The 12439-nt window shown below is 72.1% G+C and carries 11 protein-coding genes; 2 read left to right on the forward strand and 9 right to left on the reverse strand.

From position 1 onward, the window contains the following. Positions 1-41: 41 nt before the first annotated feature. On the reverse strand, positions 42-626 hold the full coding sequence (locus tag WMF36_RS15055) for a class I SAM-dependent methyltransferase (RefSeq protein WP_437580299.1): 585 nt from the start codon (positions 624-626) through the stop codon (positions 42-44). A gap of 156 nt (positions 627-782) precedes the next feature. On the opposite strand from WMF36_RS15055, the gene WMF36_RS15060 reads away from it, so the two are divergent. Next, the gene (locus WMF36_RS15060; RefSeq protein WP_437580300.1) at positions 783-1475 is read left to right on the forward strand and encodes a DUF2293 domain-containing protein; all 693 of its coding nucleotides are present in this window, start codon (positions 783-785) and stop codon (positions 1473-1475) included. Here the strand turns inward: WMF36_RS15060 and WMF36_RS15065 are convergent. Then, entirely contained in the window at positions 1472-2068 is a 597-nt protein-coding gene (locus WMF36_RS15065) for an HAD-IA family hydrolase (protein ID WP_437580301.1), read from the reverse strand. The genes WMF36_RS15060 and WMF36_RS15065 overlap by 4 nt on opposite strands. Positions 2069-2384: 316 nt before the next feature. On the opposite strand from WMF36_RS15065, the gene WMF36_RS15070 reads away from it, so the two are divergent. Then, positions 2385-3602, forward strand: coding sequence for a vWA domain-containing protein (locus WMF36_RS15070; RefSeq protein WP_437580302.1), 1218 nt, complete (start codon positions 2385-2387; stop codon positions 3600-3602). 108 nt (positions 3603-3710) lie between these two features. Here the strand turns inward: WMF36_RS15070 and WMF36_RS15075 are convergent, their stop codons facing one another. The 7 genes from WMF36_RS15075 to WMF36_RS15105 form a co-directional block, all read right to left on the reverse strand. Continuing rightward, the gene (locus WMF36_RS15075; RefSeq protein WP_437580303.1) at positions 3711-4766 is read right to left on the reverse strand and encodes an LNS2 domain-containing protein; all 1056 of its coding nucleotides are present in this window, start codon (positions 4764-4766) and stop codon (positions 3711-3713) included. 85 nt (positions 4767-4851) lie between these two features. Continuing rightward, the gene (locus WMF36_RS15080; RefSeq protein ID WP_437580304.1) at positions 4852-6039 is read right to left on the reverse strand and encodes an acyl-CoA dehydrogenase family protein; all 1188 of its coding nucleotides are present in this window, start codon (positions 6037-6039) and stop codon (positions 4852-4854) included. A 223-nt stretch (positions 6040-6262) separates the two neighbouring features. Further along, positions 6263-7768, reverse strand: coding sequence for a serpin family protein (locus WMF36_RS15085; RefSeq protein ID WP_437580305.1), 1506 nt, complete (start codon positions 7766-7768; stop codon positions 6263-6265). Positions 7769-7869: 101 nt separating this feature from the next. After that, positions 7870-8766 carry a hypothetical protein gene (locus tag WMF36_RS15090; RefSeq protein WP_437580306.1) on the reverse strand — a complete coding sequence of 299 codons (897 nt, stop codon included), beginning with the start codon at positions 8764-8766 and terminating at the stop codon, positions 7870-7872. Positions 8767-9059: 293 nt separating this feature from the next. After that, the gene (locus WMF36_RS15095; RefSeq protein WP_437580307.1) at positions 9060-9767 is read right to left on the reverse strand and encodes a hypothetical protein; all 708 of its coding nucleotides are present in this window, start codon (positions 9765-9767) and stop codon (positions 9060-9062) included. A gap of 58 nt (positions 9768-9825) precedes the next feature. Further along, positions 9826-10560 carry a glutathione S-transferase gene (locus tag WMF36_RS15100; protein WP_437580308.1) on the reverse strand — a complete coding sequence of 245 codons (735 nt, stop codon included), beginning with the start codon at positions 10558-10560 and terminating at the stop codon, positions 9826-9828. Positions 10561-10650: 90 nt separating this feature from the next. Further along, positions 10651-12309: an aminotransferase class I/II-fold pyridoxal phosphate-dependent enzyme gene (locus WMF36_RS15105; RefSeq protein WP_437580309.1), complete on the reverse strand. Its 1659-nt coding sequence runs from the start codon at positions 12307-12309 to the stop codon at positions 10651-10653. Between the last annotated feature and the right edge of the window lie 130 nt (positions 12310-12439).

A 12439-nucleotide genomic window follows, 5' to 3' on the forward strand; every position in this document is an offset into this window, starting at 1 on the left:
CGGACAGGCGCCGCGCCATCGCGCGCGCGCGCGCCATGCCGTCACGGATGAGGCGCCGCGGCGCCCCGCCGCCGTGCGACGAGGCGGGCCTCGTGACGCCCTTCCTCCAGCCACCCTTCGTCGTAACGGACCACCTCGAGCGCCTCGCCGAGGAGCCCGGGGAGCTCGCCGTCCTCGAGCAGCCAGCGCGCGCTCGGGCGCGCGTGCCGCAGCAGGTTCGACCGCGTCGGATGCACCACGACGAGGTGGCCGCCCGGGGCGAGCTCCGCCGCGCAGGCCGCGAGCCTGCGCTCGAGGAAATAGAAGATCAGGATCAGGTCCCACGGACCGCCGGGGAGCGGATCGCGCTCCACGTCGAGCGCGACCGTGCGCAGCGCGAGCCCCTCCCTCGCCGCGGCGCCTCGCGCGACGCCGAGACCGACCTCGGCGATGTCGGCCAGGGTCACGTCGAGCCCGCGCCGCGCGAGCCACAGGGCGTGCCGCCCGGCGCCGCCCGCCAGATCGAGCGCGCGCCCGCGCCGGGGCAGCAGCGGCTCGAGCGCCGTGAGCACCGCCGAGGGCTCGCCTGGATCGTCGCCGCCCTCGCGGTAGCGGGCGTCCCACCTGGTGCGATCGTCGTCCGACACGCTGGCCTCCTGTCCCGTTGACCGCGCCGGGGCGGAAGGGCGGGCCCCTCGCAGGCGCAGAGCGTACCATCGCCCTGTTCGGCGGTTCCAGCGCGGCGCGGGCGACGGCGGCTGGACACGCGGGATGACCTGGCCTACCACGCCGGCCGCGCCGCCATGCCCGAGTGCCTGACCCTGGCCCCGACCGAGGATCCCCGCCGCTTCCGCGCGCCCGACGGCGCGCTGCTCTCGCCCCCCGAGGGGTGGGCGTGCCTGCCCCCGGGCGACGCCGGGCTCACCCGCCGGGTGAAGCTCGCGGGCCCGTCCTGGATGGTGGTCGAGAAGCGCGGGCGAAAGACGTTCTCCCGGGGCCTCTGGGCGCCGGCCGCCGCCATCGAGGCCGCCCGCGCCGCGCTCGAGGCGGAGCGCAGCACGCCCGCCTACGCGAAGAAGCGGGAGGCGGACGCCCGGCGACGGGAGCGCGACCAGGAAGAGTACGTGCGCGAGTTCGAGGCCGAGGTCGCGGCGTTCCTCCGGTTCTCGCCGCGCTACGCGGCGCTCGCGCGGACGCTCGCGACCCGCGTGACGGCGCACGCGACCCCCGTGGGCAGCGGCACCGTCGCGCGCACGGAGCGGATCCCGGTCGCGCGGCGCGCCGAGTCGGCGGTGATCGCCTGGATGCGGCACCAGACCACGGCCTACGACTCGATGTCCATCGCGCGCGTGAAGGGGATGCGCCGCGAGGTGCGGCGCGACCTCGCGCAGATCTCGCGCGCGATCCTCGACCTGCATCGCGGCGACGCGCCGCACGTCGGCGCGTCGTGCCCGCTCTGTGGCGCCCTGGCCGGCGCGGCGGAAGAGCGGGCCTAGCGCCCTCCATCGTCGAGCAAGCCCTCGCCGACGAGCCGGGCGCGCAGCCCCGCGGCCCCGTCGAAGAGGTGCGCGCGCATCCCGACCGCGGCCGCCGCGTCGCAGTTCTCCGCGCGATCGTCGACGAACAGGCACTCGCCCGCGTCGACCCCGATGCGGCTTACCAGGCGATCGAAGAACTCGCGCGCCGGCTTGCGCACGCGCAGGTGATGGCTCGAATAGACACCCTCGAACAGGGCATCGAGCGCGAACGTCTCGCGCAGCTCTTCCACCCACACGGGGTAGTTGCTCGCCACGAACCGGAGCGCGCGGCCCCGGAGCGCCTCGACGACCTCCCGGACGCCGGGCAAGAAGCGATATCCCGCGCGGCGCACGCGGTTGAACGCGTCGATATCGAACGAGACGCCCTCGGCGCCCTCGCGGAAGAACCGGCGGGCGAACTCGGCCTCATCGATCTCGCCGGTCTCGAACGCGGGCCAGCAGGTGCGGTCGCGGTGCCTGGCGACCTCGGCCGGCGCGGCGGCCCGGATCGCCGCGGCGAGCGCCTCGCGGTACGGGTCGTAGAGGACGGTATCCATCAGATCGAAACACACCGCGCGGACCATACGGTGTGGAGCGTAGCACCGGCGAGCGCTCGTGTGAGCACGCAGGATACACCGGCGCACAGGCTTTGCGGTCACACGGGTGAGTTGCGCTCTCAGCGCGTTGAAAGCGACGCGAGCGACGCGACTGACACGGTATTTGAAAAACCATGTCTCGCAATGAGCATATTTCTGGCTTATAGTATTCATGGGTGGCGAGGTCTCTGGAGCGCGGCTCGGCGGTGCGTCGGCTCCTGAAACCTCAGTTGCTAGTTTGCTTCTCTCTACCGGCGCACGGCGCCGGCACTTGCTTATAAGGAGTCAGGCCATGAGATTGCCTGCGATAGCCATTGCCTTGTCCATGGTGACTGCGTTCGGTGCGGCGTGCGGCGGCGGATCGAGCGCTGACGGCGAGGGCACCTCCCAGAGCGGCTCGGGGGCCGCGAACAGCTCGGGGGATGGGAGCGGAGGCGCCGGCAACGGATTCGGCGTGGGGAGCGGTCTGAACGTGGGCGGCAGCATCGACCCGGGCGGCCCGAGCGGCCCCAGCGGTGTCGGCGGCTCGACCGGCGCCGGCGACGCCTGCGCCACGCACACGGCCAAGGCCGAGCTCCAGCCCGTGTACCTGGCGGTCGCGTTCGATGTGTCGGGCAGCATGGGCGCGAACGATCGGCCCTCGCACAGCAAGGAGCTCAAGTGGGATCCCGTCGTCAGCGCGACAAAGCAGTTCTTCGCGGATCCCGCGTCGGCAGGGCTCACCGCCTCGCTCACGTTCTTCCCCGGCGGCGAGCGGCGGCGCATGTGCTCGGCCCGCACCTATCAGGCGCCGGATGTCGAGATGACGCCGCTGCCCTCCGAGGCGTTCGCCGAAGCGATCGACGAGGTCACACCGGCGACCGACGACGACTGGCGCATGGGCACGCCGACGGCGTTCGTGGTCGAAGGGACGATCTCATTCATCCAGGCGCAGCGCCAGGAGGACCCCGGGAAGTACGCGCTCGTGCTCGTGACCGACGGTTACCCGCAGCTGTGCGAAGGGTCCGACTCGATCGAGGCCGTCGTCGAGCACGTCGACGAGGCGCTCGCCGACAACATCCCGACCTACGTGATCGGGGTGGCGAACCCGCCGGACGACGGGCCGGGGAACGTCGACAACCTGCGCGAGATCGCCGTGGCCGGTGGCACGGGGGAGGCCTTCATCATCGAGACAGGCAACCCCGACGCGACGGCGACCACGTTCAGGGCGGCCATCGACGAGATCCGCGGCGCCTCGGTGTCGTGCACGGTCGCGATCCCGCCGGCCCCCGATGGAAGGACGTTCGACAAGCAGCGGGTGCGCGTGACGTACACGAGCGGAGCGGACGAGCCGAAGGCCCTCGCGTATGATCAGGAGTGCGCGAGCGATGATGCCTGGCGCTACGACGACCCCGCGAACCCGACGCAGATCGAGCTCTGCGAGAGCGCGTGCAACGCGGTGAAGTCCGATCCCCAGGCGGCCCTGGCGGTCGACTTCACCTGCGATGACGTGATCGATGTCCCGCAGTGATCGGCGGCGGGGGCGCCCCTGCGCAGGGCGCGCCCCCGGGCGGGGCGCCGCCTGAAAAGGGCGCGCCCCGCGGCCCGAGCGCGCAGGCTCGCAGCGCGAGCGCCTCCCTCAGGGCGCGCAGGCGGCAGGTGGGCTGAAGAGCGCCGGGACGAGAGCCCGGTAGTCTTCGTGGGGCACGCCGCCGCGGAGGTCGCCGCCGAGCTTGTGATAATAGCTTCGTGAAGGGGCGATCCCCGCGGCCGTGTACGTCGTGACGTCGCTCGGCATGTTGCCGAAGCCGAAGGACGGCACGATGCCCGTCCGCGCCTTGAGCCATCCGAGCTCGATTGTCTTGTAATCGGCCGCGGCCCGGCCCATGGCGCCGGTGACGCCGAGGGTGGTGTGGAGGATGCCCGGCGGGAAGCCCTGCTGTCTCAGCCACGCTCGCGTGCTGCCCACGAGCCACTCGGGGCGCGCGGTCACGTAGAAGAGGTAAATCCCGCTGTCGGCGAGGGCGCGCATCGCCTCGGCCGCGCCGGGGTGGGCGGCCGGCGGGGCGCCGCCGAAGAGCTCGCCGACCACCGCCACCTCGCTCGAGGTGAGCGTCCCGTCGACGTCGGTGACGGCCACCCGCGCGCCGGGCGGGAGGACCTCGATGAACAGATCCGCGCTCGTGCCGTCGCCGACCACGGCGAGGTGGACACGGTGCCGGCCGACCTCGAGGCGCCGCCCCGCGGTGAGATCGAGATAGACGCGCCCGCCGGTGTCCGGGATGCCCTCGGCGGTCGGGTGCAGGTGGTCATCGTCGCTCGTCCGGAAGGTGCCGAGCCTCTCCCATGGGCCGCTGCAGCCGCGGAGGAGATGGGCCTCGACGTCCTCGTCCTCGAGATCGTCGTCCTGCGGCCCGTAAGCGAGCTTCGCGATGGCCCACTGGGGCCCTTCGGGGCGCGCGAAGAGGTCGCGCCCGCGGTGGCGCGGCCACCCGCTCGCGACGAGGCGCGAGCGCGTGTGCCTGAACCCGCGCGGGAGGACGACCGGCGGCGGCGCGTCGCAGGCCGGGCGAGGCGGGCAGGCGCCCTCCCTGAGCTGCGGCGGCGCGGGCGCCGCGGCCGGCCGCGGGGCGCCGGCGCAGGCGAGGAACGACAGGGCGGCGAGGACCAGCGGGGCGAGCGGAGCGGAGCGCAAGGCGCGACCACCTATACCGCGGTGGCGGCGCGGCGTGACCTGGTCGCGACGCGGCGGCGGGCGCGGCGTTCCGGGTCGCGGCGTCTCAGGTCCAGAAGCCGGTCGGCTGGCCGAGGAGCGCGGCGCCGGCCTGGCCGAGCCACCCCTCCGCGGCGGCGGCGTGCTGAGAGAGGGTATGGATGTCCCGGAACCGCCGTTGCACGGACGAGGCGTTCCGGGCGACGCCGCCCCCGCCGGCTTGATAGCAGGCGTCCACCGCCCGGGCCGCCACCTCCGTCACCCAGGCCAGGGTGCCCGAGATCCGCGGCGTCATCGCCAGGGCGGCGCCGGGGTTGTTCACGCACGCGGCCCAGAGCTCGTCCCCCGTGTCGCGCAGCAGGGCGCGGGCGGCGCGCACGCTCGTCTCGGCGCGGCCGAGGTGGACCTGGAACACCGGGGAGTCCGCGAGCTGGGCGCGCGCGTACAGCCGCTTCTTGCCGGAGCTCGCGAGCGTCACGACATCGTCGAGCGCCCCCTGGGCGATGCCCACCGCCACGGCCCCCATGTGGAGCACGAAGTGCAGGACCGGCGCGACGAACCCAGGGGCGGCCACCGACGACTGGCCCTGGAAGATATCGAAGCTGTGCGCCGCGGGACAGAACGCCCCTTCCGTCATGATGTCGTGGCTGCCCGTGCCGCGCAGGCCGAGCACGGACCAGGTGTCGAGGATGCGCACCTCGCTCGCGGGGAACAGCATTCCACGCATCTCTGGCACCTCGCGCACTTCGCGCACTTCGCTCGCCGGGCCCATCCGCGGGCGGCCGCCGTCCAGGATCACGCAGTTCCCGAACAGCCAGCTGGCGTGCTCGCAGCCGCTCGCGAAGCTCCAGCGCCCGGTGACGCGGTAGCCGCCCTCGGTCGCGTGGGCCTCGCCCTGCGCGTTGAAGCCGCCGCCGATGATCACGTCCGGCCCGGCGGAGTAGACCGCGTCGAAGCGCTCGCGCGGCAGGAGCGCGAAGAGGTGCGGGCTCTCCGAGCCGATCATCACCGTCCAGCCGGTGGCCCCGTCCGCCCGGGCGAGCGTCTCCAGGACGTCCATCCCCGTGCGCAGATCGACCTCGTGGCCGCCGTGGCTCCTCGGCAGGAACATCCGGAAGCATCCCGCCGCCTTGAGCTGTCCGAGCAGGTCCGCCGGGAGGCGCCGCGCCTCCTCGATCTCCGCGCTCCGCGCGGCGATCGCGGGGGCCAGGTCACGGACGGCATGCAGCACCTTCGCCGCGTCTTCGTTCTTCATCGCTCGCTCCTTGACATCGAGGGTTGGCGGAGCCGGTGAAGGCCCCGGCAAAACGGCTCATCGTACCGCGGTTCTCCAGCGCAGCGCGGACATTCGGCTCCGTCCGCAGGCCTGCGCGCGAGCTTGAATCGCGCGGTGGATCGAGGGGATCGAGGGGATGGATGCCCACATCGATGCCTGTGGAATCGAGCTCACCCCCCGGCGCTCGGGGAGGACGGCCGGGTCATCGCGGATCGGTCACGCGGCCCATGAACAGCACCGCGCCTGTCGCCACGTCGCGGATCAGGAACGCGAACGGGTGATCCGCGCGGAACACCGGAGACGGCGCCGGGGCCGACCGCGTGGCCATGGCGACGCCTGTCGCCGCGGCGGCCTCGGTCCCTTCCTCGTTGACCTCCACGAACGCCTTGTGGCGGACCTGGGAGATGAAGAGCGGCTCCGCCCTCGTGATCCCCGAGAAATCGGCCTTCGCGTCGTCGAACGCGAGCGGCATTCCCAGCGCCGCCAGGGTCTTCGAGAGCTCGAACTCCGCGGTTATCTTGAAGCGCGGGAGCGCCACGTCGACCCGCGTCGGCCGGAGCGCCTCCACGTACCCCTTGAGCTGCCCGGCCGACAGGCGCTGCTCCACCTTGGGCAGCCCGTCTACCTGCGCGGGCAGGATGACGACCATGGCCAGCGGTCGGTCGGGGTTCTGCGCCTCGTAGGCGAGCTCCAGCACCGACGCATCGGCGGCCTGCCCGAAGCGCGCCTGGAGGGTCTTGCGCATCATCGGCACCGCCGGCGCGGTGCCGGGCTTCACCGTGAACGGCTCGTTCTTTGTCGCCTGCTTGTCGAAGGGCGTCGCCCATCTCCCCTTGAAGTAGATGGCGTTCGTGAGGACGAGACGCGTGAGAGGCGTGATGCTGCCCGCCGGCATCAGGTCTTTGATCTTCGCGTTCGTCTGCTGCTCGACCCATCGATTGATGCGCTCGCGCGCCGGCTCGCTCCCGCCCTTGAAGTCGACGAGCTCGATCCCCGCGCCGTAGTGCTGCTGGGTGGTGCTCTGGAACGCCGGATCGAGCGGCAGCCCGGCCTGGCCCCACAGCCGGTTGGCGATCCGGAGCTCGGGCGCCTTGGGGCCGCCCGCCTGCGTGAGCTCCTTGACGAGCCCGCCGAACGCGGGGTGCAGCGCCTCGGGCGGGAGGGTGAACTCGAGCGCCTTCGCCATCTGGGCCGCCGTCTCGCCCCGGGCGCCGGCGTAGGTCATGGCCAGCGCGGTCGAGACGCTCGCCGGCGAGAAGAAGAGCTTGCCTGTCGTGGCGGCGAGCTTGCCGTAGAGCCGCTGCGCGAACGCGGCGTTGGCGTCGGCGAAGCCCGCGCCCGGCGGCTGCGCGGCCGGCTGGTGCGCGGCCGGCTGGTTCGGGCGCGGCGGCTCCGCGGGCGACTCTTGCCCGGGCGGCTGGGTCGGCTGGGGGATAGGCCGGGTCGGCGCCGGGCCGGCGGGCGACTTCTCGCCGGGACAGACGTGCTCCCAGCGGCACGCTCCGCCCTCGGTGCGCATGCACTGCGATGCGCCCGTGGAGCCGTCGTCGCAGATGCGGGCGATCATTGCGAGCGGGCCGCAGTCGGCGGGCTGGCATGCCGAGGCGCCCGGGTCTGGCGAGGCCGGCGGGACGCGGTCCTGGGCCTGGCACCCGAGTCCGAGCAGCGTGCACAGCGCGGTCGTGATGAACGAGATCCGTTGGGCCATGGCGCTCCGGTACCAGCGCGCCAGGCCGATGGGAAGCCCGACCCAGAGGCGACAGGACGTGTGCGCCCATCGCTCCGGCCGGTGGCTCGGCGCGGCGCGCCTCAGAAGTTGTGGATGAACGTGAACCGGCCAGCGATCTTGTCGCCGAGCTGGCTCTCCTTCTGCGTCTCGTAGCCGAGGTAGAGGAGCAGCTTGTTCCCCGTGCCGTAGTTCAGCCCGATCACACCGCCGAGCTGCAGGCTGGCGAGACCGGTGTTGTCGACGTCCCCCTCGTCCACACCGACCGTGGTCGGGTCATCCACGGCGCGCACGACCTCGTTGAGGTCGATCGAGAGCTCGAGGTGCGGGCCGATGCCGAAGTCGTCGGTCGGATAGAAGAGGAGGAAGTCCCGCGAGTAGAGGTAGTTCTGGACGGTCTCGTCGAACATGCTGGAGAACGACCCCAGGATCCACGACTCGAAGTAAACGGGCTTCGCGTCGATGTAGGTAAACAGCTGCGGAGCGACCAGCGCCGCCGGCTGTTGCGTCACGAAGTTGAACGCGAAGCCCACCATCGGGTTGATGGTGACCGGACCCATCGTGAAGGCGGGGCCGATGTCGAACTCCGCGGTTCCCAGCGTGGTGACATAGATGTCGCTCGAGAGGCTGATGGGGCCGAGCTGGTGCGAGGCGCCGGCCCAGACCTGGAGACCGACGTTGTCCGCATCGAACCGGAACCAGCTCGGGATCTGGCTCGGCTCCGCCGCCGGCTCTCCGACCGGCTCGGTGGTGCCCGGCGCCGGCGTGACGGGCGCCGGCGTGACGGGCGCCGCTTGGCCTGCTGTCGCCGCGTCGCCCGCCGTCGCAGTCGGCTCTACCGGGGGCGCCGGCGCGGTGGTCTCCGGCGGGGCCGCCGCTGCGCCCGGATCAGCCGGGGGGGGCGCGGGATCCTGAGCCCAGGCGGCCGGCGACGCGAGCAACCCCACGACGCAAGCGAGCGCCGAGCAACATTTTCCCATACCGTTCTCCATCATCGAACTGCCTCCTCTGCGCAACATGACCTCTGCGCAACATGACGTGAAAGCCACATGAAACGTGAGAGCAACACGGAAAGTAACGGCAGCGGGATGACAGTAACGTAGTAGTGAGCAATTAGGCAAAGCCGATGTGCATGGCCGTGAGAGATCGACGCCGCGCCTGCGATCGGGGCGGCGCGCTCGCCGCGACCCGCGGCCGAGGCAGTGCGCTTGCCGGCAACACCGCAGCGCCGGCGGCGCTGTGCGCTCGCCCCCCGGAGGGGGGATGTCCCGGCTCAGAGGGGAATGTACTGGATGCCAGCGGCCGCCCCGAGCGACGCCATCGCGGCGGCGCCGACGAGGAGCAGCGTCGTGAAGAGCAGCGTCCCTTCGATCTCGTCCGTGACGAGGTCGTCCACGCCCTGAGCGAGCTCGTCGCGCGCCTTGAGCAGGTCGATACCCCCCTTCTGGTTGGCCTCGTTCCGGAAGCGCGCCAGCGTCAGCGTCTCGATGGTTTTGAGCAGCCGCGCCTCGATCTGGCGCCGCAGGAACCCCCGCACGCCGCCCCCTTGCGGCGCGGCCTGCACCCGATGGATCACCGCGAGCCGCAGCCGCTTCGCCGCCTCGTTGATCGGCACGCCCTCCACCGCCTGCGCCATGCGCCCGCCGCGCGCGCCCGCCTCGGCCTGCTCGGAGAGGCCGAGCAGCCGGTCGAACACCGCGGTCACGAGCATCCCTCCGAGCCGCTTCGACCGCACGACCTGCAGGATGCCGGCGCCGAGCGCCCGCTTCCACGACAGCGTGAAGCCGAGCACGGCGCACAGCGCGAGCGCCGCGACGGCCGCGAGCGCCCCGCGCAGCGCCGAGCCGTCGGCCGCGATGGCGTACGAGGACGCGGCGAGGACGACGGCCAGGAGCGACATCGCCGCCGCGGTCAGGAAGAAAGAGCGGATCGCAGGCCCCAGCGCCGCCGCGACCCCTTGCATGAACGGTCGAAGATCCATGATCGCTCACCTCATCACGGCGGTGGTCCGGCGAAAATGCCGAAGCGGGCGGCGCCGCTCACCGGAGGTGGTCGCGGTAGAACCGGTCCCGGAAGTCGAAGAAGCGGGCGAGGGCGGGATCCTCGGCGATGCTGCGCACGGACGCGCCCTCGACCTCCGGCTTGAAGAGGTGCTTCGACGGTGGGAACTTGAACGGGTAAACGAGGCTCACGGCGGCGATGTCGGCGAGCGACGGCTCGTCGCCGACGAGGTACGGTGAGGTCTCGAGGCGAGCGCAGAGGTCGGTCAGAGCGCCACGCACGGCGCGCTCCGCCTCGTCGAGCCGCCGCTGGACGGCGCCCACCCGCGCCTCGGCCAGGGGGACCACGGCGGCCAGGGCGCCGAGCCCGGCGTGCCCGAACGACCCCAGCGCGCGGCCCAGCGCGTCCAGGTACTGATCCTCGCGGAGGGCGTGGCGCAGCCAGACGCGCGGCGCGTACTTTCCGAGCGTGTCGTCGAGGTGCGCCTCGAGCGCGAGGACCTCGCGCCGCTCCTCGGGATCCTCGGGGAGCAGGCGCCGCCGGTCGGGGAAGGTGCGCTCCAGGTAGAGCGCGATCTCGGTGGAGTCCGCGACGACCGCGCCGTCGTGCTCGATCACGGGGAGCTTGCGCTGGCCCGACAGGCGGTAGATGGCGATCTGACCCGGGCCGGGCAGGTGCTCCTCGATCCGGTACTCGAGCCCCTTGAAGTCGAGCGCGGCGCGGGCCTTCTCGGCGTAGTGACTGAGCGGGAAGCGATGGAGGACGATCGTCATCGCCCGTCGATACCACGGGCGGGCGCTGGCGGAGGCGCCCCTCGGGCCCGCCCGGCCGGCGGCCGGCGAGCCCGACGGCGCGGCTCCGGCTCAGATCACGCCGAACTTCTTCCCGACCTTCTCGAACGCCTCGAGCGCGCGATCGAGGTGCTTGCGCTCGTGGGTCGCCATGTAGCTCGTGCGGAGGACCTGCTGCTTGGGCGGGACGCCCGGCGTGATGAACGGGTTCACGTAGAGCGCGTAGTCGTCGAGGAGCGACTTCCACATCATGACGGTCTTGAGGTCGTCGCGGATGTAGATGGGGATCACGGCCGTCTCGGTCTTGCCGAGCTCGAAGCCGAGCTTCTGGAGCTCCGTGCGCATGTAGGTGAAGTTCTCGCGGAGCTTCTCCTGGCGCCACGGCTCCTCCTGCATGACGTCGAGCGCGGCCATGGCGGCGGCGACGCAGGGCGGCGCCGCGCTCGCCGCGAAGAGGAAGCTGTAGGCGAAATGTTGAATATAATCGAGTACTTTGCGCTCGCCGACGAGCCAGCCGCCGATCGAGGCGAGCGACTTCGAGAAGGTGCCGCCGATGAGGTCGACCTCCTTGTCGAGGCCGAAGTGCGCGGCGGTGCCGCGGCCGCCCGGGCCGATGACGCCGAGGGCGTGCGCGTCGTCGACGAGGAGCCGCGCCTTGTGCTTCTTCACCACCTCGACGATCCCGGGCAGGCTCGCGATCTCGCCCTGCGCGCTGAAGACGCCGTCGGTGATCACGAGCGCGCCCTCGGTGTCGGCGATCTCGGAGAGCGCGCTGTCGAGCGACGCGGGGTCGCTGTGCTTGTAGCGCACCATCCGGGCGCCGGACGCCTGCGCGAGCCGCACGCCGTCGTAGATCGACGCGTGATCGTCCTTGTCGATCATCGCGACGCTCCGTTTGTTGCTGAGGAGCGCCGAGATCGTCGCGATGTTCACCTGATAGCCCGTCGTGAACACGAGTCCGGCCTCCTTGCCGTGGTAGGCGGCGAGCTTCTCCTCGAGCTCGTTGTGGAGGCGCATCGACCCGTTCACGAGCCGCGAGCCGGTCATGCTCGTGCCGTACTTGTCGATGGCGTTCCGCGCGGCCTCTCGCACCTTCGGGTGGGTCGTCAGCCCGAGGTAGTTGTTCGAGCCGAGCATCGTCACGGTCCGTCCCTCGAGCTGCGCCTCGGGGCCGTTGTTGAAGTCGAGCGGGCGGAAGAAGGGGTAGACGCCCATGGCGCGGGCGTTGTCCGCGGTCATGAACTTGTACGCCTTCTCGAACACGTCGCGCCCGCCGATCCGCGACAGCGACGTTCGCGCCGCCATCTGGGTCGCGAGCTGCTGCTCGGCCGCCGCCGCCACGTAGGTGCCCGCGCCGTTCGCGCCGACGCCGTTCACGTGCGGGCGGGCGGCGGCCCGCTCGGGCGCGGCGCTCGCCGTCGTCTCCACGGCCGACAGCCCCGCGCCGCCCGAGGCGGGCGCGGCGGGCCGCGGCGACGCCGCGCGGGCCGGCGTCGCCACGTGGACGCCGGCCTCGTCGTCGAGCGCCGGATCGAGGTTCGGGAGCGCGTGTCCGTTCAGCAGGATGTCCCACGCCTCCGCGGCCAGCTCCCGGGCGGCGCGCAGGCGGTTCTTCGCATCCATGACCCCCGTGGCGAGCCGCATCACGCGATCGTTGCTGACGACACGGACGACCCTGCCCGACGAGGCGAGCTTCTTTGCTTGGTCGACCAGACGATCCTTCATGCTCATGCCCTGGCTCCTCACGCGATCGTATTAAGGGACGCGGTCCTGCCCGCGAAGGCCGCTCCGGCGTGTCGTGTCGGGCCGCGCGCGGCCCAGCTCGCTCCCGGTGCGCGTCGCGCCGCTAAAGCAGCCTGCG

The organism is Sorangium sp. So ce887, from assembly GCF_051521455.1.
In the GTDB taxonomy this organism is placed as follows: domain Bacteria; phylum Myxococcota_A; class Polyangia; order Polyangiales; family Polyangiaceae; genus Sorangium.

Bases quoted from the DNA above. Each gene is read 5' to 3' on its own strand.
- WMF36_RS15060 (WP_437580300.1), top strand. From the start codon at position 783: ATGCCCGAGTGCCTGACCCTGGCCCCGACCGAGGATCCCCGCCGCTTC.
- WMF36_RS15070 (WP_437580302.1), top strand. From the start codon at position 2,385: ATGAGATTGCCTGCGATAGCCATTGCCTTGTCCATGGTGACTGCGTTC.
- WMF36_RS15080 (WP_437580304.1), bottom strand. From the start codon at position 6,039: ATGAAGAACGAAGACGCGGCGAAGGTGCTGCATGCCGTCCGTGACCTG.
- WMF36_RS15085 (WP_437580305.1), bottom strand. From the start codon at position 7,768: ATGGCCCAACGGATCTCGTTCATCACGACCGCGCTGTGCACGCTGCTC.
- WMF36_RS15090 (WP_437580306.1), bottom strand. From the start codon at position 8,766: ATGGGAAAATGTTGCTCGGCGCTCGCTTGCGTCGTGGGGTTGCTCGCG.
- WMF36_RS15095 (WP_437580307.1), bottom strand. From the start codon at position 9,767: ATGGATCTTCGACCGTTCATGCAAGGGGTCGCGGCGGCGCTGGGGCCT.
- WMF36_RS15100 (WP_437580308.1), bottom strand. From the start codon at position 10,560: ATGACGATCGTCCTCCATCGCTTCCCGCTCAGTCACTACGCCGAGAAG.
- WMF36_RS15105 (WP_437580309.1), bottom strand. From the start codon at position 12,309: ATGAGCATGAAGGATCGTCTGGTCGACCAAGCAAAGAAGCTCGCCTCG.